The organism is Pseudomonas brassicacearum subsp. neoaurantiaca (genome assembly GCF_013608025.1).
Taxonomy (GTDB): domain Bacteria; phylum Pseudomonadota; class Gammaproteobacteria; order Pseudomonadales; family Pseudomonadaceae; genus Aquipseudomonas.
This window is the reverse complement of the sequence record NZ_VDLV01000012.1, coordinates 113780-135640: the sequence shown is the minus strand read 5'-3', so window position 1 is coordinate 135640 and position 21861 is coordinate 113780. Positions and strand designations below refer to the sequence as shown.

Below are 21861 nucleotides of genomic sequence, written 5' to 3'. Positions count from 1 at the left end.
GGCCAGGCTACATCGTATGGGTAGGACGGTCGGACTTGAGCGATCCGGCCAGGTGGGTTTCGATCTGATTGCGCGCCGAGTTGTCGCCGTCGTTGAACTGCACGCCAACGCCGGCGGCCCGGTTGCCCTGGGCGCCTTTGGGGGTTATCCAGATGACCTTGCCGGCGACCGGGATCTTCTCCGGTTCGTCCATCAGGCTCAACAGCATGAACACCTCGTCGCCCAGGCGATAATTCTTGTTGGTGGGAATGAACAGGCCGCCGTTCTTGATAAACGGCATGTAGGCCGCGTAAAGCACGGATTTGTCCTTGATGGTCAGGGACAGGATGCCGTTGCGTGGCCCGGGACTGACAGGTTCGTTCATGCTGATCTCCGCTGCGATTGAGCTGAGTCTAGTGTCTCTGTCAGTTACGACCAGGCAAACTCGCCCATTGCACCAACAGCGCCTCCAGCAACAACACGCGATTGAGGTTCGCCTTGCTCAGCACCTTCTGACGTTGGGCAAGAATCCAGTCCTGAATGTTCAAGATTTTGTCCTGGCTGCTTTTTTGCGCCAGGTACTGGATCACCTTGCGCATATCGGGCAATCCGAGACCGGCTTCGTCCTCGGTGAGCTGATAACGCAGGATCAGGCTCGACCAGTCGCAGAACCAGTCGAACAACAGCAACAAGGGAATGGCGTTCCACCCCTCGGCCAGTTGTGTCGGCGATTGCTGCTGCTTGAGCAGCTTCTTCACACCGTCCACAACCAGCGCCCGCTGCTCACGCACGCCCTGGGCCTGGAGGCTGACCGCCGCCAGCGGTGAACCGGCGGCCAGGGTCAGCAGTTCGACGCGTTCTTCGTCGGAGCTGTCAGGCAAGGCCTTGCCCAGCCATTGCAGGCTCATTGCCTCGCTGGGTAGCGGACAGGCCTGCTGAACGCAACGGCTCTTGATGGTCGGCAGCAATCGGCTTGGCTGATGGCTGACCAGCAACAGCACGGTATCGCCGGAAGGCTCTTCAAGGCTCTTGAGCAAGGCGTTGGCGGCGTTGATGTTCATCGACTCCACCGGCTCGATCAGCACCACTTTGCGCCCACCCATCTGCGAGGTCTGGACCACAAAGCTGACCAGGTCACGAACCTGGTCGACCTTGATCGCCTTGTCCGCCTCTTCCGGCTCCAGCACGTAATTGTCAGGATGACTACCGGCCCTGAGCAGCAAGCAGGACTTGCATTCACCGCAGGCATTCGAGGCCGTCGGGGCCTGGCACAGCAGGCTGGCCATCAGGCGTTCGGCCAGCGCTCGCTTGCCAATGCCGCCCGGGCCATGCAACAGGTAGGCATGGGCGTGCTGGGCACGGCCCGCCAGTTGTTGCCAAAGGCCGTCCTGCCAAGGATAAGCTTCAGCCACGGGCACGCTCCAGCAAGCGCGGCAACAAACCCTCCAGCGATTGCTGGACCTGCGTCAACGGCTGAGCGGCATCGATCAACAGATAACGCGCCGGATCGGCCTTGGCGCGCCCCAGGAAGGCATTGCGCACGGTGTTGAAGAAAGCCTGCCCTTCGAGCTCGAAGCGGTCCAACCGGCCGCGAGCGCTTGCCCGTGCCAGGCCGATTTCCACCGGCAGGTCGAAAACCAGGGTCAGGTCGGGACGCAGGTCACCCTGGACAAAGGTTTCCAGCGTCGTGATGCGTTCTAGGGACAAGCCACGCCCGCCGCCCTGATAGGCGTAAGTCGAATCGGTAAAGCGGTCGCACAACACGACAGCGCCGCGAGCCAGCGCCGGGCGAATCACCTCGGCCAGATGCTGTGCCCGGGCGGCAAACACCAGCAACAGTTCGGTATCGGGATTCATGACCTCATCGGCAGGCGCCAGCAGCACCTCGCGAATCCGCTCGGCCAGCGGCGTGCCGCCCGGCTCGCGGGTCAGTACCACCTCGATACCGGCTGCGCGCAGGCGCTCGGCGAGGTACTCGCGATTGGTGCTCTTGCCGGCGCCTTCGGGGCCTTCCAATGTGATAAACAAGCCAGTCACAGACGATCCTCAATCAAAGTCATTGCGGGCTCGGTGGCTCGCTTGCATTCGGTTCGGGGGCAGGCTCTTGCGGCGGCACCTGAGGCACGGCTTCCGGCGCCGTATCCGGTGACGCTGCGGGAATCGGTGCCGAATTTTCCGTGGCCGCCGGGGCCGGACTGGAGCGGTAATCGGCACGGCGCTTGAGCTGGAATTCGCGCACTGCGTTGTTGTGCGTCTCCAGGTCATCGGAAAAGACATGGCTGCCATCGCCACGAGCAACGAAGTAAAGGCTGTTGCCGTCGGCCGGGTTCAAGGCCGCGTGGATCGCTTCGCGCCCTACCATTGCAATCGGTGTCGGTGGCAAACCTGGGATCAGGTAAGTGTTATAGGGATTTTCTTCTTTCAGATGGGCACGGGTGAGCTTGCCGGTGTAGCGCTCGCCCAGGCCATAGATCACGGTCGGATCAGTCTGCAGCAGCATGCCCAGGCGCAGGCGACGCACGAACACACCCGCGATCTGGCCACGTTCCTGGGGCACCCCGGTTTCCTTTTCAATCAGGGAGGCCATGATCAGGGCCTGATAGGGTTGGTTGTACGGGACGTCGGCGGCACGCTGTGCCCACTCCTTGGCAAGCACGTCGTCCAGCCGATCGTAGGCTTTCTTCAACAGATCGGCATCGGTGGTGCCCCGCACGAAGCGGTAGGTATCCGGAAAGAACCGGCCTTCAGGAAAGACGCCTGAATGACCAAGGCGATCCATGACCTGGCTGTCACTCAGGCCGGCGAGGGTCTGCTGGAGTTTTTCGTCCTTGGCCAGTGCGGCGCGCACCTGACGGAAATTCCAGCCCTCCACCAGCGTCACGCTGTACTGCACCACATCTCCGCGCTTCCAGACGCCGATCAAGGCGTCCATGGTCATGCCCGGCACCATCCGATATTCACCGGAGTGCAATGGCTGGTCGGCAAGATTGAAGCGCCAATAGATACGCAGCCAGAAGGCGTCCTTGATCAGGCCGTCGGCTTCGAGGCGCTTCAGGGTTCCGGTGGGGGTGGTCCCGTTGGGTACGTCCAACAACTCTTCCTGGGTGATGTTCAGCGGCTGTTGCAGCGCCGAATGAATCTTCCAGGCCGAAGCGCCCAACAACAGCCCTGCCAGAACCAGTCCGGTTTCCAGCAGCAGCAAGAATTTACGTCTCACGAATCAAGCATCCAATAGCGCACGGGCAAGGGTCTGCAGTTTACGGGTGAGTGGGCCAGCCGACCAGCGTGCCGAACCGCATCCGAGTACCGGCCACACGCCATATACGCTGTTGCAGACAAAGACCTCATCGGCCTGGTGCAACTGTTCGAGGCTGATGTCCATGATTTGCGTAGCGATACCTTGGGTATCAGCTTGAAACAACAATTCTGCGCGCATCACCCCGGCGACACCACAACGGCTCAGATCCGCTGTAGACAAAACGCCATCGCGCACCAGGAACAGATTGCTGAACACGCCTTCGATCACCCGCCCGGACGCGTCCTGCATCAAGCCGTCGGCATACCGCGAATCAGTCCACTCGGCACGGGCCAGCACCTGTTCCAGGCGATTGAGATGCTTGAGACCGGCAAGCAAAGGCTGCTCGGACAAGCGCACTGAACAGGGAAACAGAAGGACGCCTTGCTCGGCATGGGCAGCGGGATAAGCAACAGGAGCGCTGCCTTGCAGGATGCGTCGGGCGGCGGCCGAGGGATCGGCGCCATAACCACGCTGACTGTCGCCACGGGTCACGATCAGTTTCATCACGCCGTCACCCTGACGCCGGGCGTAAGCGCTCAGCTCGGCGCTCACTACCGTCATGTCGACCCTGAGCGCCAATCGCTGGCAGCCTGTTTCCAGGCGCTGCAAATGGCGCTCCAGCAAGAGTGGCATGCCATTGCGCACGGCAATGGTCTCGAACAACCCATCGCCATAAGCCAGGCCGCGATCTTTCAGCGACAGCATGTCAGCCGGTTGACCGTCGACCCAGCTCTCCATCAACCTGCGAACCGGCGGAACACCAGCGAGCCGTTGGTCCCGCCAAAGCCGAAGGAGTTGGACAACACCACGTCGATGTCCATGCCACGGGCCGTATGTGGCACGAAGTCCAAGTCACACCCTTCGTCCGGCTCATCGAGGTTGATGGTCGGCGGCGCCGTCTGGCTGTTGATCGCCAAGACGCTGAAAATCGCTTCCACTGCCCCTGCCGCACCCAACAGGTGACCGGTCATGGACTTGGTGGAGCTGACCGCCAGCTTGTAGGCATGTTCGCCAAACACCGTCTTGATCGCCTGGGCTTCGGCCAAGTCACCCGCCGAAGTCGAAGTGCCATGGGCGTTGATGTATTGCACTTGATCGCCGTTGATTTTCGCGTCACGCAAGGCATTGGCGATGCAACGGGCGGCACCGGCGCCATCGGCCGGAGGCGACGTCATGTGGTACGCATCGCCACTGGTGCCAAAACCGATCAGCTCGGCATAGATGGTCGCACCGCGGGCCTTGGCGTGTTCCAGCTCTTCGAGCACCAGTGCACCGGCGCCGTCGGACAACACGAAGCCGTCGCGGCCCTTGTCCCATGGCCGGCTCGCGCGGGCAGGCTCATCGTTGCGGGTCGACAGCGCACGGGATGCGCCGAAACCGCCCATACCGAGGCCGCAAGCGGCCATTTCGGCGCCGCCTGCAATCATCACGTCGGCTTCGTCGTACATGATGTTGCGCGCGGCCATACCGATGCAGTGGGTGCCGGTGGTGCACGCCGTGGCAATGGCGTAGTTAGGCCCCTGTGCACCCAGGTGGATGGACAGGAAACCGGAAATCATATTGATGATCGAGCCCGGCACGAAGAACGGAGAAATCCGTCGCGGCCCCGAATCGTGCAGCGTACGGCTGGTTTCTTCGATATTGGTCAAGCCGCCAATACCCGAGCCCATGGCCACGCCGATGCGTTCGCGGTTGGCATCGGTCACTTCCAGCCCGGCGTTGCGCACCGCCTGGAACCCGGCTGCCAAGCCGTATTGAATGAATAGGTCAAGCTTGCGAGCTTCCTTGACCGACAGGTATTCCTCGACATTGAAGCCTTTTACCGAGCCGCCAAAACGGGTGGAATAGGCAGAAAGGTCGGTGTGTTCGATCAGACCAATGCCACTACGGCCAGCCAGAATGCCCTGCCAACTGCTTGGCACATCCGTGCCCAGTGGCGACAACATACCCATACCGGTGACTACGACGCGTCTACGCGACACAGCACTCTCCTTTTTCAAATGACGACTTTGCATCAGGCCTAAAGAAAAAACCGCACGCCGTGATGGCAGTGCGGTTTTTCCATGACAGCTAGCGACGACTAAAAACGATTACGCCTGGTGGCTGGTAACGTAGTCGATAGCAGCTTGTACAGTAGTGATCTTTTCAGCTTCTTCGTCAGGAATCTCGGTCTCGAATTCCTCTTCCAGAGCCATCACCAGCTCAACAGTGTCAAGGGAGTCGGCACCCAGGTCTTCAACGAAGGAAGCGGTGTTCACAACTTCTTCTTCTTTAACGCCCAGTTGCTCGGCAACGATTTTCTTGACGCGCTCTTCGATGGTGCTCATACCTTGTTTTCACTCCTAATGGACAAATTCAGGCAGCTGGCCGGTGGGTAAGTGTATAGAAAGACTTTTCGGTTTTTCAACCGAAAGCTTCACTCCTCGAACCCGGGGGCCCGCCGCCTATAAATAGATTGCAGCTTTATAACGGATTTTAGACAGCTCGTATGACATTTTTTGAAGCAATCCGTCACATTTAACTCATGTACATCCCGCCGTTCACCGGGATTGTAGCCCCAGTCACGTATGCCGCACCGTCCGAAGCAAGAAAAGCGACCACAGACGCGATTTCTTGAGCTTGCCCCAGACGACCCAGCGGAATCTGGGTCAACAAGGCTTCACGCTGTGCTTCCGGCAGTTCACGGGTCATGTCGGTGTCGATGAAACCCGGTGCAACCGAGTTTACCGTAATCGAGCGCGAACCGACTTCTCGTGCCAGCGCACGGCTGAAACCTTCCAGACCGGCTTTCGCCGCAGCATAGTTTACTTGGCCTGCGTTGCCCATGGCACCCACAACCGAGCCGATACTGATAATTCGGCCCCAACGTGCCTTGGTCATACCGCGCAAGACGCCCTTGGACAGCCGGTACAGGCTGTTCAGGTTGGTGTCGACCACGTCGAACCACTCGTCATCTTTCATGCGCATCATCAGGTTATCGCGGGTGATGCCAGCATTATTAACCAGGATTGCCGGCGCACCGAACTGTTCCTGGATGCTTGCCAACACGGCGGCAACGGATTCGTCGCTGGTCACGTTGAGCTCAAGCCCGGTGCCCTGGATGCCGTTTTCCTTCAAGGTCGCGGCGATACGCTCGGCGCCCGAAGCGGACGTCGCGGTGCCGACAACGATGGCGCCTTGACGACCCAGTTCCAGGGCGATGGCCTGGCCGATGCCGCGGCTTGCACCGGTCACCAGTGCAACTTTACCTTGCAGACTCATGCAAGCTTCTCCTGTTCAGGCTTGCGCTGCGCGAGCGGCAGCGAAAGCGTCTGGGGTGTTGAGATTGGAAGTGGACACGCCTTCGGCGCAGCGCTTGTTCAGGCCGGCCAGCACCTTGCCAGGGCCGCATTCGACCAGTTCGGTCGCGCCCTTGGCGGCCAGCGTCTGCACCGACTCAACCCAGCGAACCGGCTTGTAGAGCTGCTCCAGCAAATCGCGCTTGAGCGTCTCGAGATCCGGCGCCACGTTGGCGCTGACGTTCTGCACCACAGGAATCTGCGGAGCCTGCCAGTCGATGGCGGCAATGGACTCGGCAAAGCGCTCGGCGGCCGGACGCATCAGCTCGCAATGCGAAGGCACGCTGACCGGCAATGGCATGGCGCGCTTGGCGCCACGAGCCTTGCAGCCTTCGATGGCGCGCTCCACGGCGGCCTTGGCCCCGGCGATAACCACCTGGCCCGGCGAGTTGAAGTTGACCGCGCTGACCACGTCGCCTTGCGCCGCTTCAGCACAGGCAGCCAACACATCGGCATCTTCCAGGCCGAGGATCGCGGCCATGCCGCCCTGCCCGGCCGGAACGGCTTCTTGCATCAACTGGCCACGACGCTCCACCAGTTTCACCGCATCAGCCAGGCTCAGGCTGCCAGCGGCCACGAGGGCGCTGTATTCACCCAGACTGTGACCGGCGACGAATGCCGGGCGCGCGCCGCCTTCAGCCAGCCACAGGCGCCACAAGGCAATCGAGGCGGTGAGGATGGCCGGTTGGGTTTTATCGGTTTGATTGAGTTGCTCTTCCGGCCCTTGCTGGGTCAGTGCCCACAAGTCGTAGCCGAGCGCGTCGGATGCTTCTTTGAATGTTTCGAGGATCAGCGGGTATTGCGCGCCCAGCTCGGCCAGCATGCCGAGGGACTGCGAGCCCTGTCCTGGAAAGACGAATGCGAGGGAAGCAGACATGAAAACAAAGCCCCTAATGATCTTGTCGTCAAAAATTGACGCCCCTGGGGGCGCTAGGAAACTGACAGTTGGATGGCGGCTTGAACCGACCGGTCACATTTAAGCATTGTCAGACGAAAACGCCTAAGTTAACAAATCTTCGAGACGGCCGTGCAGGCGTTCCGGCAGGTTTTCCTGCACTTCAATCACCGCCCGGTTGATCGCACTTTGAAATCCCTGCACGCCCGCTGAACCATGGCTCTTGATGACGATGCCTTGCAGTCCGAGGAAACTCGCACCGTTGTGCCGCGCCGGCGCCAGGTCTGCCTGCAGCCGCCGCATCAATGGCAGCGCCAGGGCACCTACCATCCGCGAAGCCAGGCTTTGCTTGAACAATGTCTCGATGCGCTGACCGATCATGGTCGCCAGCCCCTCGCTGGACTTGAGCAGGATATTGCCAACGAAACCATCACAGACCACCACATCGGCCTCGCCTCGATAGAGGCCATCGCCTTCGACGAATCCGATGTAATGGATGCCCCGCGCATTTTGCAACAAGGTCGCCGCCAGCTTGACCTGCTGGTTCCCCTTGATGTCTTCGGTGCCAATGTTCAGCAGCGCAACGCGAGGTCGCGCGATACCGAGGGTTTGCGCGGCAACCGAGCCCATCACAGCGAATTGCAGAAGGTGCTCGGCACTGCAATCGACGTTGGCGCCCAAATCGAGCAGTTGGCAGAACCCGCTCTGGGTCGGGATCGCCGCGACCATTGCCGGACGATCAATCCCCGGCAATGTCTTCAGCACATAACGGGACAGCGCCATCAGCGCCCCGGTATTGCCCGCACTGACACAGGCCTGGACCTTACCGTCGCGCAGCAGTTCAAGGGCTACCCGCATCGACGCGTCGGGTTTGCCGCGCAGGGCCTGCGCCGGCTTCTCGTCCATGGTGATGACTTCGGAAGCTGGCACAATTGTCAGGCGCGCACGATCGACAGCCGATTGGCCGTTGAGCAATTCTTCAAGGAGAGAGGGTTGACCGACGAGGGTCAGATGCAGCGAGGGTGTAGCATTCAGACAAGCAAGGCTGGCCTGAACAATGCTGCGGGGACCGAAGTCCCCGCCCATTGCGTCAATCGCGATGACTTGAGCGGACAAGTGATTACTCGTCGGCGCCCTTGTCGATCACTTTACGGCCACGGTATACGCCTTCTGGCGATACGTGGTGACGCAGGTGAACTTCACCAGTGGTTTTTTCTACAGACAGGGTGCTAGCCTCGAGAGCGTCGTGCGAACGGCGCATGTCACGGGCGGAGCGGGATTTTTTGTTCTGCTGAACAGCCATAATTGATTAACTCCTAAACGTTTGGGTCACGCTTTAACTGCGCCAATACACTGAACGGGTTGGACCGCGTTACCTCGTCCTCGCTCGGTTCGGGCTCATCTGCTCCCGCCGGCTGCTGGCATTCTTCCGGATGATGAGCAGGCACAATGGGCAAGGCGAGCAGAAGCTCCTCCTCGATCAGTGACTGCAGATCCAATGGATCTTCGCCCAGTTCCAGCACGTCATAACCTTTCGGCAACGACTGGGTATTCGCACCCTCCTTCACCACGGCGTAACTGCATTCGCTGTGGATCGGCAGGGTGACCAGCTCAAGACAACGCTGGCAAATCATTTTGACTTCAGTGTCGATAAAGCTGTGGATTACCACAGATTTACGTTCATCTCGCTCAAAAACGAATTTGGCCTGGACCGTCCCGACATCGTCGGAAAGCGGGTCGCAGAGTCTCTTCAAATCGGCCAGCAGCAGTTCACCTTGAAGGGTGGTGCCACGGTCAGCCAATTTGCGCGGGTCAACGTGAGGTGGAATCGGGTCATTCAACATAGGCGCAGCATTATAGGGATGCACCGGGCCATGTCAAAGGAAATTCAGCCCTGTCCGTCACTTGCGCGCCTGGCTAGAATCCTCCCCTGCCCATCGGAGAGCGCCATGCTGCCTTTATTACTCGCCTCAAGCTCGGTTTATCGCCGGGAACTGCTCGCCCGCCTGGGGCTGCCATTCGTCTGCAGCTCGCCAGACATCGACGAAAGCCGCTACCCCGACGAAGCTGCGGTCGACCTGGTAAAGCGCCTGGCCCGGGAAAAGGCCCTGGCATTGGCCGACAGACACCCAGCACACCTGATCATCGGCTCGGACCAGGTCGCCGTGCTCGGCGAGCGCATCCTGGGCAAGCCCCACACGTTCGAGAATGCCTGCGAGCAGCTAATGGCCGCCAGCGGCGCCAAAGTAACCTTCCTGACCGGCCTGGCGCTGCTTAACAGCCAGACAGGCCGATGCCAGGTCGACTGCGTTCCGTTCACCGTGAATATGCGGACGCTGGATCCGGCTCGCGTGGAGCGCTACCTGCGCACCGAACAGCCATACGACTGCGCGGGCAGCTTCAAGGCCGAGGGCCTCGGTGTGAGCCTGTTCCAGAGCACTGAAGGCCCGGACGCCACGAGCCTGATTGGCCTGCCGCTGATTCGTCTTGTGGATATGTTGCTGGCTGAGGGCGTTGACATTCCCTGAAACCTAGGCAACCCATTTGTGGCGAGGGGATTTATCCCCGCTGGGCTGCGCAGCAGCCCCCTCAATCGCTCTGATGCACCGAGGCATCAACCTTCAGGGTCGCTCCGTGCCCCAACGGGGATAAATCCCCTCGCCACAGTAGCCCCGCCAACCAGAGCGCAAGGAACCTAGCGCAACGCCGGCCCTTGGAAGCCCATCCACATCGCCAAATGCTCGGCAATGCTAGCCCCCAACTTCTTCGAGAAGCGGTCAAACGGCGACTCTTCGATGGTGAAATCCACCAGATCCTTCTGACCGATCACATCCCGCGCCACGGAGCTGGCACTGCCCAGGCCATCGATCAAGCCCAGGGGCAAGGCCTGCTCGCCAGACCAGACCAGCCCGGAAAACAGCTCCGGGTGCTCTTTGTCCTTCAAACGGTCGCCCCGCCCTTTCTTGACGCTGGCAATGAACTGATTGTGGGTGGTGTCCAGCACGCCTTGCCAGAAGGCGGTTTCCTCAGGCTTTTGTGGCTGGAACGGATCAAGAAACGACTTGTGCTCACCGGAGGTATAAACCCGACGCTCCACACCAAGCTTTTCCATGGTCCCGACAAATCCATAACCGGCCGCTGTCACGCCAATGGAGCCGACCAGGCTGGCCTTGTCGGCATAGATCTGGTCCGCCGCACTGGCAATGTAATAGGCGCCTGATGCGCCGAGATCGGCGATCACCGCATAGACCTTGATGTCCGGATGCAAGCCGCGCAACCGAACAATCTCGTCATAGACATAACCCGACTGCACTGGACTGCCGCCCGGGCTGTTGATGCGCAGCACCACGCCCTTGACCTTTGGGTCCTCGAACGCTGCCCGCAGGCTGCCGACGATGTTGTCCGCACTCGCAGACTCCTTGTCGGCGATCATGCCTTCGATGTCGATCAACGCGGTGTAAGCCGAGCCGCTGACGGCGTTCTTTTCGATGCTCATCAGCGGCGTGAAGAGCATGAGCGCGCCAAAGAGATAAACGAAGGTCAGTAATTTGAAGAAAATACCCCAGCGGCGTGAGCGACGCTGCTCTTGCACACTGGCAAGCAGGGTCTTCTCCAACAGCTTCCAGCTTTTCTCGTCACCGCTTTCGGCGCTTGCCTTGGCCGGGGCCTTCCATTCGTCCGTCATGCATGCCTCTCCATCAAAACTTAATCGGCACGCCGGCTCAACCAGGCGTGCAATTCAGGAAAGCGGTCAATCGCCAGGCACGGCTCGAAGGCCTTCAACGCCTCGATCGTCTGCGCGCCGTAGCTGACAGCCACCGACCCCATGCCAGCATTGCTGGCCATCTGCAGGTCAAACGACGAGTCGCCGACCATCAGCGCCTGTCCAGGCGACACATCGCAATGGGCGAGGATCTGCTCAAGCATTAATGGATGTGGCTTGCTTGCGGTTTCATCCGCAGCGCGGGTGATATCGAAATAATCTTCCCAGCCATGAGCCTTCAACACCCGATCCAACCCACGCCTGGCCTTGCCGGTCGCGACTGCCAGGTGATACCCCTCTTCGCGCAAGGCGTCGAGCGTTTCCACCACGCCATCAAACAACGGCGAAGGCTCGGCTTCCAGGGCAATGTAATGGTCGGCATAATGCTGGCGAAAAACGATCAGCTCACCGTCGTCGATTTCCGGATAAAGGCTGCGAATCGCCTCCGGCAAGCCGAGACCGATGATGCCTTTTACCGCCAGATCATCGCGCCGGGGAAACCCCGTACGATCCGACGCAACGTGCATCGCGTCCACGATCCGACCGATGGAGTTCGCCAGAGTGCCGTCCCAATCGAATATCAGCAGCTTGTAGTCAGGATGCACTCAACCGCTCCACGGTTTTGGCCCACATATCATCGACGGGAGCCTGCAATTTCAGCTCGCCGCCATCGGGCAGCGGCACGGTCAACATGTAGGCATGCAGAAACAGGCGCTTGCCACCCAAGTCGCGGATTTCCTTGGTGAAATCGTCATCGCCGTATTTGCTGTCGCCGGCGATGCAGTGTCCGGCATGCAGCGTGTGGACGCGGATCTGGTGGGTGCGGCCGGTGACCGGCTTGGCCTCGACCATGGTGGCAAAGTCGCCGAAGCGCCGAAGCACCTTGAATATGGTCAGCGCCTCCTTGCCTTCCTCGTTGACCTCCACCATGCGCTCGCCTGAACGCAGGTTGCTCTTGAGCAACGGTGCACGGACTTGCTTGACGGAGGTATCCCAACGCCCACGTACCAGCGCCATGTAGCGCTTGTCGACACCATCGCCACGCAATTGCTCGTGCAGGTGACGCAACATGCTGCGCTTCTTGGCGATCATCAGCAGACCGGAAGTATCGCGGTCGAGGCGATGAACCAGCTCCAATTCCTTGGTATCTGGACGCAACTGACGAAAGGCTTCGATCACGCCGAAATTCAGGCCGCTGCCACCATGGACCGCAATGCCTGCGGGCTTGTTGACCACGATCAGGGCTTTGTCTTCATAGATAATCGAGGCTTCAAGGCGCTGCAGCAGCCCCTGGGCCAGGGGCACCGGCTCATCGCGCTCGGGCACGCGAACCGGCGGCACGCGCACGATGTCACCAGCCTGGAGCTTGTACTCGGGCTTGATCCGACCTTTGTTCACCCGCACTTCGCCTTTGCGCAAAATGCGGTAGATCAAGGTCTTGGGCACGCCTTTGAGCCGGGCTAGCAAGAAATTATCGATTCGTTGGCCGGCATATTCCGGCGAGACCTCAAGCAGTTGAACGCCAGGGGTCGAAGGGGCAGTAGTCGTCATGGCGGCGATCATAACAATTTTTTATGGAATTGAAGCACTTAATCATTGCTGCTATAGTCGCGAACGCCGCCAAAAGCGGCTGGACAGCGGACTAGCGGTCAAAAACCGGCCCTGACCAACGCAATTCACGAGGACGAGAGGCCGTCCTACGGGGTTCTTGCTACGTAACGGCAGAGTTTGCAGGTGTAACGAGCGCAGGTGACATGAGGCCTGAAATACGCCGCAAAGCAGAGTTCTGACTCGCCTTGCGTGCCACATTCACGGCCAGTTCACAAAGTGCAGTCACCCGGAAACGACCCCGAGCGAGAGCTTCGGAAACAACGCCTAAATTAGCCATGATGCGTGACCTCCCCTTTCGGAGCTCACGGTAAATGCCAACCCGCTGCGGATTCTGCGCGCGGCAGCACCCGAATTATCAGGGATACGTGTAGGGTGGAGATGTACAACCGTCGGACTGTGTAGCACTAGGCTTATATTTAGACGCTTCATCTCGTCCACAGGCGCCGGTTGATTCCTCCTCCTGACTGAGTGCTTGAGTACCAGCAAGCAGGACGCGTCCGTCGCGACTTCGCCGCCATTGGGTCGAACTCGCTGGACACTGGAATGGCACTGCCATCTCCAGGACGCACCTGACACCGACCGTGAGAAGTCGTGTGTGCCGAACGCCGTTTCCGGCAGCCCGGAAACCGACGGTACTACATGAAAAGAATGCTGATTAACGCAACTCAACCCGAAGAGTTGCGTGTTGCACTGGTAGACGGCCAGCGCCTCTACGACCTGGATATCGAATCCGGTGCACGCGAGCAGAAGAAGGCCAACATCTATAAAGGCCGGATTACTCGCATCGAACCAAGCCTTGAGGCTGCCTTTGTCGATTTCGGCTCCGAGCGCCACGGCTTCCTGCCCCTCAAAGAAATCTCCCGCGAATACTTCAAGAAGGCCCCCGAAGGCCGCGTCAACATCAAGGACGTCCTGAGCGAAGGCCAGGAAGTCATTGTCCAGGTCGAGAAAGAAGAACGTGGCAACAAGGGCGCCGCCCTGACCACCTTCATCAGCCTCGCCGGCCGTTACCTGGTCCTGATGCCGAACAACCCGCGTGCTGGCGGCATTTCCCGTCGCATCGAAGGCGAAGAGCGCAACGAACTGCGTGAAGCCCTCAACGGCCTGGTCGCACCCGCCGACATGGGCCTGATCGTTCGCACTGCCGGCCTGGGCCGCAGCAGCGAAGAAATGCAGTGGGACCTCGACTACCTGCTGCAACTGTGGACCGCCATCAAAGAAGCTTCGCTGGATCGCTCCGCGCCGTTCCTGATCTACCAGGAAAGCAACGTGATCATCCGCGCCATCCGCGACTACCTGCGCCAGGACATCGGCGAAGTGCTGATCGACAGCGTCGAAGCCCAGGACGAAGCCCTGACCTTCATCCGCCAGGTGATGCCGCAGTACGCCAGCAAGATCAAGCTCTACGAAGACAGCGTTCCGCTGTTCAACCGCTTCCAGATCGAAAGCCAGATCGAGACCGCTTTCCAGCGCGTCGTCGAGCTGCCGTCCGGCGGTTCCATCGTCATCGATCCGACCGAAGCCCTGGTGTCCATCGACATCAATTCGGCACGCGCCACCAAAGGCAGCGACATCGAAGAAACCGCTTTGCAGACCAACCTTGAAGCCGCCGAGGAAATCGCTCGTCAGTTGCGCCTGCGTGATATCGGCGGCCTGATTGTCATCGACTTCATCGACATGACCCCGGCCAAGAACCAGCGCGCCGTGGAAGAAAAGGTCCGTGAGTGCCTGGAGGCCGACCGCGCCCGCGTACAGGTCGGTCGCATCTCGCGCTTCGGCCTGCTGGAAATGTCCCGTCAACGCCTGCGTCCGTCCCTGGGCGAAAGCAGCGGCATCGTTTGCCCGCGTTGCAACGGCACCGGCATCATCCGTGATGTTGAATCGCTGTCCCTGGCGATCCTGCGCCTGATCGAAGAAGAAGCCCTGAAAGACCGCACCGCCGAAGTCCGTGCCCAGGTGCCGATCCCGGTGGCCGCGTTCCTGCTCAACGAAAAACGCAACTCGATCACCAAGATCGAACTGCGTACCCGTGCCCGCATCGTCATCCTGCCGAACGATCACCTCGAGACGCCGCACTTCGAAGTGCAGCGCCTGCGCGATGACAGCCCTGAAGCCCACACCAACCAGTCCAGCTACGAAATCGCTGCTGCCGCTGCCGAAGTGGAAGACGTGCAGCCGGCTGCCGCCACTCGCACCCTGGTTCGCCAGGAAGCAGCGGTCAAGACCGCTCCGGCCCGCGCCAACGCTCCGGTTCCGACCGAAGTGGCCGCTCCGGTCGCGACCCCGGTCGCAGCACCAGAGCCAAGCCTGTTCAAAGGCCTGGTGAAGTCCCTGGTCAGCCTGTTCGCCACCAAGGAAGAGCCTGCCGCCCCGGCCGTCGTCGCCAAGCCGGCCGCTACCGAGCGCCCTGCCCGCAACGAAGAGCGCCGCAACGGTCGCCAGCAAACCCGCAACCGCAACGGTCGTCGCGACGAAGAGCGCAAGCCCCGCGAAGAACGTGCACCGCGTGAAGAGCGCGCGCCACGTGAGCCGCGCGAAGAACGCCAGCCTCGCGAAGTCCGCGAAGAAGCGCCAGCCGTAGCCCGCGAAGAGCGAGCACCGCGTCCGCCGCGTGAAGAGCGTCAGCCTCGTGCGCCGCGTGAAGATCGCAAGCCGCGTGGCGAGCGTGAAGAACGTGTTCGCGAACTGCGCGAGCCACTGGATGCCGCCCCGGCCGCCGCTGTAGCCGCTGCCGCCACTGCTGAAGAGCGTCCGGCTCGCCAGCCTCGCGAAGAACGCGCACCGCGTCCTCCACGTGAAGAACGCCAGCCTCGCGCCGAGCAGGCCGCCGCCGCTGCCAGCGAAGAAGAACTGCTGAACGCCGAAGAGCAAGTACAGGAAGATGGCCAGGATATCGCCGAAGGCGATCGTCCACGTCGTCGCTCCCGTGGCCAGCGTCGTCGCAGCAACCGTCGTGAGCGTCAGCGCGATGCCAACGGCAACGTGATCGAAGGCTCGGAAGAATCCGAGTCCTCCGAAAACGCCGAAGCGCCAAGCGCTGCCGACCTGGCTGCCGGCCTGGCCGTCACCGCGGCCGTTGCCAGCAGTGCGATCAGCGCTCCGGCCGAAGCCCAGGCAAACGAGCAGGCTGAACGCGCCACCGCTGCGGTGGAAGACGCGCCAGTTGAAGCCCCTGTCGTCGAATCCACTGCCCCGGTAGAAGTCACCGCTTCGCCAGAAGTGGAACTTGCGCCGGCACGTGAAGCCCAGCCTGAAGCTGAAGTCGCCGCCGAGCCAACGCCGGTCGCTGAAGCCTCCGTCGTCGCTGCCGAACCGGTTGTCGAGGCACCGGCAGAGGAAAAGGCTCCAGAGCCTGCCCGCGAGGAGCAGACTGCATTCAACTGGACCGCAGAGCCAGCCGCACCAGCACCTGTTGTCGAGCCTGAGCCAACGCCAGAGCTCGTAAAAGCGGTCGAGCCAGAAATGGTCGAACCCGCTCCAGTGGTCGAAGCACCGGTGGCTGTCGAAGCGCCTGCCCCCGCGCAAGAGCCTGCACCTGCCAGCGCCCTGACCGCGAATGGCCGCGCCCCGAACGATCCACGTGAAGTGCGTCGCCGCAAGCGTGAAGCCGAGCGCCTGCAGAAGGAAGCCGAACAAGCTGCCGCTGCCGCCGCTCAAGCGCCTGCTGCCGAACCGGCTCCAGTCGTGGAAGAAGTCGTCGAGGCAGCCCCTGCCCCGGCCGCTGAAACCCCAGCCGAACCAGCAGCCCCGGCGTTCGACGAGCCCCAGCACACCGCTGAAGAAGTCGAAGTTGCTCCGCGCCACACTGAAGCCCTGGAAAAAGAGCACGAGCCTAAACCTCACGCCTGATTCCACCGCCCAGTAAAAAGCCCCGCCTGGTCATGCCAGGCGGGGCTTTTTTATGCCTTCGGACTTATCCACAAGAGCTGCGCCCTTGCACAAGATTTATAGCCACTGAAAATCCAATGTGGGAGCGAGCCTGCTCGCGAAGGCGGCGACGCAGTCACTTCATCGCAAGCTGACACACCGCTATCGCGAGCAGGCTCGCTCCCACATCAGGAGATGTGCTACCGACACAGAATCACTGTTCATCAATAAGATTTATTTAAAGGCCAGCGCCTCAGGCACATCCACATCCCATGTGACGCCTAGATCATCCACCGGGACTTCGGCCACCTGCGCCCCGGCAAAAAGCACCTTGGCACCACGATCGCCTGTCAGCCCCATCAGTTTCGGTCCAAACCCACGACCAAATCCCACCGGATGCCCGTACTCACCCGCCAGGACCGGAACACTGATGCCATCCTCGCGTATCCCCGCCGCCACCCGCTCGATGCTGGACGGCAAGATAAAAGGCATATCGCCCAAAACAATCAGCCATCCATCAAGGTCCGGGCAGGCCTGGACGCCCGCAGCAATGCTGTCGCCCAACCCGGTCGAGTCCAGTTCGACAAAGTCGCACCCGTAAGCCTGGGCTATCCGAACGGCTTGCGGCCGCCCCTTGCTCGCCACCAGCACGCGTTTTCCCAGTGACGCAGGCAGGTTGACCAGTACATGTTCGATCACCGACCGGACGGCGCCATCACGCCCCGTGCAGTCGGCCAGCAACTTATCCTTGTCCGCACCGGCCACCTGACGGAAACGACTGCCCGATCCCGCTGCCAGGATAATCACGCCTATCGATTTTCCCATACGCCCTCCTCGCCCACGGCCTACAGCGATTTTTTTTGCCGCAGCTCCACGCCATTCTTGATGGCCACGATTTCAGCCAGCAGCGACAAGGCGATTTCCGCCGGGGTGTGGCTGCCGATGTGCAAGCCGATCGGCCCGTGCAGGCGTCCGATCGCCTCTGCGGACAAGCCTAGCTGAGCCAGGTTATCCCGCCGCTTCTGGCTGTTGACCCGCGAGCCCAGGGCACCAACGTAGAAAGCCTTGGAGTCCAGGGCGGTGAGCAGCGCCATGTCATCCAAACGTGGATCGTGGGTCAAGGCTACGATGGCTGTGCGCTCGTCAGTCTGGATGCTCAGCACGGCCTCGTCGGGCATGCCCGAGACAAAGCGGCCATGTTGCTCTTCCCAACCGTAGACGAACTCCTTGCGCGGATCACAGATCAACACCTCGAAATCCAGCAAGCGAGCCATTTCCGCCACGTAGCGGGACAGCTGCCCGGCGCCGATCAACAAAAGCCGCCAACGAGGGCCATAAATGGCGCGCAGCACCTGCCCATCGAACACCAGGGCGTCAGTTTTGCTCGCCGGAGCCAGAGTCACGCGACCAGTTGCAATCGTCAGCTCACGGGCGACGATCTCATGGGCCTCGCAACGCTCCAGCAACTCGGCAACCCAGTGAGGATCGCCCACCCGTTCCTCCGTCAGGCGCAAGGTGCCGCCACACGGCAGGCCGAAGCGCGCCGCCTCCTCGCGGGTGACGCCGTAGGTGATGAGTTGCACCGGCGGACCGTCCGCCGGAATGCGCCCGTCGTGCAGTCGGGCGATCAGGTCATCCTCGACACAGCCGCCCGACACCGACCCGATCACCACGCCATCCTCGCGCAGGGCCAACATGGCCCCCGGAGGCCTTGGCGCGGTACCCCAGGTCTGGACCACAGTGAACAACACCACCCGCTGGCCGGCGCAACGCCATTCCAGCACGCTGCGCAATACGTTCAGGTCAACGCTGTCCATCAGGCTTTGGCCTGTTGCCAGCCTTGCAGCTGATAACGCACGGGCAGATCACGGATACGCTTGCCGGTGGCGGCGAAGATCGCGTTGCACAGGGCTGGTGCAATAGGTGGCACGCCCGGCTCGCCGACACCGCCCAACGGCACCTCACCCGGCGGAGTGACCATGTGCACCGCGACTTCCTTCGGAGCCAGGGACATGCGCGCGACTTCGTACATGTGGAAATTATCCTGCTGGACCTTGCCGTCCTTGAAACTGATCTCCCCGACCATCGCGTTACCCAGGCCCATGACGCAGGCGCCTTCGAACTGCGAGCGGATGCGCTCAGGGTTGATCTGCGGGCCACAATCCACGGCGATGTCCGCCTTGTGCACGATTACCGTGCCGTCGTCCTTGACCTCGACTTCGAGCGCCGCCGCCACGTAAGTGACGAAGCTGTAATGCACCGCCAATCCCAATCCTCGTCCCTTGGGTAGCACACGCCCCCAACCGGCAGCCTTCGCGGCGGTTTCCAGCACGGTGCGGATTCGCGCCGTATCGATGGGATAGAGCTCGGGGGATTCACGGTAGTTAGTGTCATTGAGGCTGTTCGGATCGATCTTGCGGTCCGGGCCGAGCAGTTTGAGGTGATACTTCAGCGGATCCTGGCCGGCCTTGTGCGCCAATTCGTCGATGAAGCTCTGGATAGCGAACCCATGGGGAATATTCGACACCGAGCGGTACCAGCCAACCCGCGTGTGGGCCACCGCCTCGGGATTTTCCAGGCGCATGTTAGGAATGGCGTAGGCCATGTTCGTCACGCCCATCCCCACTTCGAACGGCGCTTGGTGGATCGCGCCCGGCGCGAACAGCGCGGTGATTGTCGGGGCCACGGTGCGGTGCAGCCAACCGGAGGGCAGCCCGTCCTGGTTCAGGCTGGCCTTCAGGTATTCGGCCGAGACGGTGTGGAAGTACGAATGATGAATGTCGTCCTCCCGGGTCCATTGCACCCGTACTGCCTGGCCGGGAAACTCCTTGGCCAGCACGGCCGCTTCGACGACAAAGTCGGGTTTTGCCTTGCGCCCGAAACCGCCGCCCAACAACGTGATGTTGACCGTGACCTTCTCGAAAGGAATGCCCAGGCGCTCGGCCACGCGTTCACGGGTGACCTGCGGGTCCTGGCTCGGCGCCCAGGCTTCGCATTGGCCGTCCTCGAACCGGGCGACGGCGACCATCGGTTCCATGGGCGACTGGGACAGGTGCGGCAGGTAGTACGAAGCCTCCAACGTCGAATCGGCCTTGGCCAGCGCGGCGTCGAGGTCGCCGGTGCTGCGCAGGACTTTTCCCGGCTTGCGAGCGGCGGCTTCCAGTTCCTTGCGGTAGGCAATGGAGTCGTAACCGGCATTCGGGCCATCGTCCCATTGGATTTTCAGTGCTTCGCGGCCCTTGATCGCCGCCCAGGTGTTCTTCGCCACCACGGCGACGCCGCCCAGCGGCTGGAATTCGGAGGGCAACGGACGCCCCTCGATCTGCACCACTTTGACCACGCCCGATACTTTCAGCGCTGCACTGCTGTCGACGGACTTGACCTTGCCGCCATAGACCGGCGGGCGCGCCACGACGGCATAGAGCATGCCGTCGAAATGCACGTCGGCGCCGAACACCGCGCGACCGTTGACGATGTCCGCACCGTCGATGGCGCGGCTCGCTTCCTTGCCGATATAGCGAAACTCCGAGGGCTGCTTGAGACGCAGGCTGTCACGCCCCGGCACTGGCAAGGCACTGGCGGCGGCAGCCAATTCGCCATAACCCAACTCTCGACCTGAAGGCTGATGCACCACTTTGTGCAGTTGCGCGTGGCATTCGCCAACCGGCACCTTCCACTGGGCGGCGGCGGCCAGTTCGAGCATGGTCCGGGCGGCGGCACCGCAGCGACGCATCGGCTCGTACCAGTGGCGCATGCTGCGCGAACCGTCAGTGTCCTGGTTGCCAAAACGCGCCTCGTCCGCCGGTGCTTGCCGAACCTTGACGAGCGCCCAGTCGGCATCCAGTTCGTCGGCCACCACCATGCTCAGGCTGGTGCGTACGCCCTGGCCCATTTCCGAACGGTTGCAGATCACGGTCACGCTACCGTCGGCGGCAATGCTTACGTAAATCTTGGGGTCATCGACCGCGCCATGGGGCATCCCCTCAGCGCCATATTTCTTCTCTTCGGCGAAGGCATCCGGCACCCCCCAGGTGGCCGCCAGCACCAGCACGCCGGTGGCGCTGGCGCCCTTGAGGAAACTCCGACGGCTGAGGTTGCTCAGCACGAAATCATTGGGCAGACGGCTCATGCCTTGGCCTCCTTCAAGTGGCTGGAAGCCTGGCGGATCGCAGTCTTGATCCGGTTGTACGTGCCGCAGCGGCAAATGTTGCCAGCCATGGCTTCTTCGATCTGCTCGTCGCTGGGGTTGGGATTGGTCTTGAGCAACGCCGTGGCAGACATGATTTGCCCGCCCTGGCAATAACCGCACTGTGCCACGGCGGTATCCAGCCAGGCCTTCTGGACCACTTGCCCGACCGGGTCGACATGAAGCGCGTCGATGGTGCTGATGTCCTGGCCTTTCACCGAGCCGATCGGCGTGATGCAACTGCGCGCCGGAGCGCCGTCGATATGAATGGTGCACGCGCCGCACAAGCCCATGCCGCAGCCGAACTTGGTGCCGTTGTAGCCGGCCACGTCTCGGATCGCCCATAGCAGCGGCATGTCCTCGGTCACATCCAGTGTGTGGTCTTTTCCATTGAGTTTCAGGGTAATCATGGGCACGCCCGCATCGTTATCGAGTTATGGGGGGCGAGCCATCTGCCGTTGGGTTATCGGTTCGATATCGCAGACTGGCTCAGGCTAATCGGGCTCTCTTGTGCACACACGAGCAAGCGTCTGCGCCGGGCCTTTTGGATGCGAGTGATCGCATCGTCAGCCAATTAAATTAACCCAGGAACAGGCAAAACGCCCTGCACAATCCTGCACGAATGAATTTCGGCAGAACACCCAGAGCGTTTTACCAAGCTCGATCCTGCCCTTCCTGAATTGGAAAAATCACGGCCAGTACGTCCGTCATCCACTGATTTCTGCAAGAAATCGGCTCCCCTGTAGGCAACTTCCTAAGGAATAGGAACGCGCCTTTATAGGACGCTTCTGAATTTTCAGAACGGGCGGTTTGCCTATGGTATCTGCCCTTCGCCGTGAGCCAATCTGGTCCCCTCGACAACAAAAAACCACGCGCCATGAGCGTGGTTTTCCAGGGGCATCCATGACTAACCCACTCCCGACC

21 protein-coding genes are annotated in these 21861 nt (G+C 61.2%); 2 read left to right on the top strand and 19 right to left on the bottom strand.

Translation table 11 applies throughout. The annotated features are described in order from the left end of the window. Positions 1–7: 7 nt before the first annotated feature. The 12 genes from FHK92_RS10325 to FHK92_RS10270 all read right to left on the bottom strand — a co-directional run bounded on the left by FHK92_RS10325 (position 8) and on the right by FHK92_RS10270 (position 9354). Positions 8–364 carry a PilZ domain-containing protein gene (locus FHK92_RS10325; protein WP_181287952.1) on the bottom strand — a complete coding sequence of 119 codons (357 nt, stop codon included), beginning with the start codon at positions 362–364 and terminating at the stop codon, positions 8–10. 40 nt (positions 365–404) lie between these two features. Further along, positions 405–1391: a DNA polymerase III subunit delta' gene (locus tag FHK92_RS10320; RefSeq protein WP_181287951.1), complete on the bottom strand. Its 987-nt coding sequence runs from the start codon at positions 1389–1391 to the stop codon at positions 405–407. Continuing rightward, positions 1384–2016, bottom strand: coding sequence for a dTMP kinase (gene tmk / locus FHK92_RS10315; protein ID WP_181287950.1), 633 nt, complete (start codon positions 2014–2016; stop codon positions 1384–1386). The genes FHK92_RS10320 and tmk overlap by 8 nt, the downstream gene beginning before the upstream one ends. Before the next feature lie 19 nt (positions 2017–2035). Continuing rightward, entirely contained in the window at positions 2036–3196 is a 1161-nt protein-coding gene (gene mltG, locus FHK92_RS10310) for an endolytic transglycosylase MltG (RefSeq protein WP_181287949.1), read from the bottom strand. A 3-nt stretch (positions 3197–3199) separates the two neighbouring features. Next, complete coding sequence (pabC, locus tag FHK92_RS10305; RefSeq protein WP_181287948.1) at positions 3200–4015, bottom strand: aminodeoxychorismate lyase; 816 nt, start codon at positions 4013–4015, stop codon at positions 3200–3202. Beyond that, positions 4015–5259, bottom strand: coding sequence for a beta-ketoacyl-ACP synthase II (gene fabF, locus FHK92_RS10300; protein WP_181287947.1), 1245 nt, complete (start codon positions 5257–5259; stop codon positions 4015–4017). The genes pabC and fabF overlap by 1 nt, the downstream gene beginning before the upstream one ends. Before the next feature lie 108 nt (positions 5260–5367). Then, a complete protein-coding gene (gene acpP, locus FHK92_RS10295) occupies positions 5368–5604 on the bottom strand; it encodes an acyl carrier protein (RefSeq protein ID WP_003175607.1) in 237 nt (78 codons plus the stop codon). Between the two features lie 190 nt (positions 5605–5794). Beyond that, positions 5795–6538 carry a 3-oxoacyl-ACP reductase FabG gene (fabG, locus tag FHK92_RS10290; protein WP_030137707.1) on the bottom strand — a complete coding sequence of 248 codons (744 nt, stop codon included), beginning with the start codon at positions 6536–6538 and terminating at the stop codon, positions 5795–5797. A gap of 15 nt (positions 6539–6553) precedes the next feature. Further along, positions 6554–7492, bottom strand: coding sequence for an ACP S-malonyltransferase (gene fabD, locus FHK92_RS10285; RefSeq protein WP_181287946.1), 939 nt, complete (start codon positions 7490–7492; stop codon positions 6554–6556). Between the two features lie 123 nt (positions 7493–7615). After that, complete coding sequence (plsX, locus tag FHK92_RS10280; RefSeq protein ID WP_181287945.1) at positions 7616–8626, bottom strand: phosphate acyltransferase PlsX; 1011 nt, start codon at positions 8624–8626, stop codon at positions 7616–7618. Positions 8627–8630: 4 nt separating this feature from the next. Continuing rightward, positions 8631–8813 carry a 50S ribosomal protein L32 gene (gene rpmF, locus FHK92_RS10275; protein ID WP_003179396.1) on the bottom strand — a complete coding sequence of 61 codons (183 nt, stop codon included), beginning with the start codon at positions 8811–8813 and terminating at the stop codon, positions 8631–8633. Positions 8814–8826: 13 nt separating this feature from the next. Then, positions 8827–9354 (bottom strand): YceD family protein, encoded by a 528-nt coding sequence (locus tag FHK92_RS10270; protein WP_181287944.1) that lies wholly within the window; start codon positions 9352–9354, stop codon positions 8827–8829. 105 nt (positions 9355–9459) lie between these two features. Between FHK92_RS10270 and FHK92_RS10265 the strand changes: the two genes are divergently transcribed. Next, entirely contained in the window at positions 9460–10038 is a 579-nt protein-coding gene (locus FHK92_RS10265) for a Maf family protein (protein ID WP_181287943.1), read from the top strand. Between the two features lie 167 nt (positions 10039–10205). On the opposite strand, the gene FHK92_RS10260 is transcribed toward FHK92_RS10265, so the two are convergent. Genes FHK92_RS10260 through rluC form a run of 3 tightly spaced genes read right to left on the bottom strand, consistent with a single transcriptional unit; the run spans position 10206 to position 12824 of the window. Further along, positions 10206–11195 carry a S49 family peptidase gene (locus FHK92_RS10260; RefSeq protein WP_181287942.1) on the bottom strand — a complete coding sequence of 330 codons (990 nt, stop codon included), beginning with the start codon at positions 11193–11195 and terminating at the stop codon, positions 10206–10208. A 20-nt stretch (positions 11196–11215) separates the two neighbouring features. Further along, complete coding sequence (locus tag FHK92_RS10255; protein ID WP_181287941.1) at positions 11216–11878, bottom strand: HAD-IA family hydrolase; 663 nt, start codon at positions 11876–11878, stop codon at positions 11216–11218. Beyond that, positions 11868–12824: a 23S rRNA pseudouridine(955/2504/2580) synthase RluC gene (gene rluC, locus FHK92_RS10250; protein ID WP_181287940.1), complete on the bottom strand. Its 957-nt coding sequence runs from the start codon at positions 12822–12824 to the stop codon at positions 11868–11870. The genes FHK92_RS10255 and rluC overlap by 11 nt, the downstream gene beginning before the upstream one ends. Before the next feature lie 699 nt (positions 12825–13523). Between rluC and rne the strand changes: the two genes are divergently transcribed. Next, entirely contained in the window at positions 13524–16733 is a 3210-nt protein-coding gene (gene rne, locus FHK92_RS10245; RefSeq protein WP_375154607.1) for a ribonuclease E, read from the top strand. Positions 16734–16985: 252 nt separating this feature from the next. On the opposite strand, the gene FHK92_RS10240 is transcribed toward rne, so the two are convergent. Genes FHK92_RS10240 through FHK92_RS10225 form a run of 4 tightly spaced genes read right to left on the bottom strand, consistent with a single transcriptional unit; the run spans position 16986 to position 21347 of the window. Then, the gene (locus tag FHK92_RS10240) at positions 16986–17576 is read right to left on the bottom strand and encodes a nucleotidyltransferase family protein (protein ID WP_181287938.1); all 591 of its coding nucleotides are present in this window, start codon (positions 17574–17576) and stop codon (positions 16986–16988) included. Between the two features lie 20 nt (positions 17577–17596). Beyond that, the gene (locus FHK92_RS10235) at positions 17597–18568 is read right to left on the bottom strand and encodes an XdhC family protein (protein ID WP_181287937.1); all 972 of its coding nucleotides are present in this window, start codon (positions 18566–18568) and stop codon (positions 17597–17599) included. Continuing rightward, positions 18568–20880: a xanthine dehydrogenase family protein molybdopterin-binding subunit gene (locus FHK92_RS10230; protein ID WP_181287936.1), complete on the bottom strand. Its 2313-nt coding sequence runs from the start codon at positions 20878–20880 to the stop codon at positions 18568–18570. Before FHK92_RS10230 ends, FHK92_RS10235 begins: the two co-directional genes overlap by 1 nt. After that, positions 20877–21347: a (2Fe-2S)-binding protein gene (locus tag FHK92_RS10225; RefSeq protein ID WP_181288046.1), complete on the bottom strand. Its 471-nt coding sequence runs from the start codon at positions 21345–21347 to the stop codon at positions 20877–20879. The genes FHK92_RS10230 and FHK92_RS10225 overlap by 4 nt, the downstream gene beginning before the upstream one ends. Positions 21348–21861 lie beyond the last annotated feature (514 nt).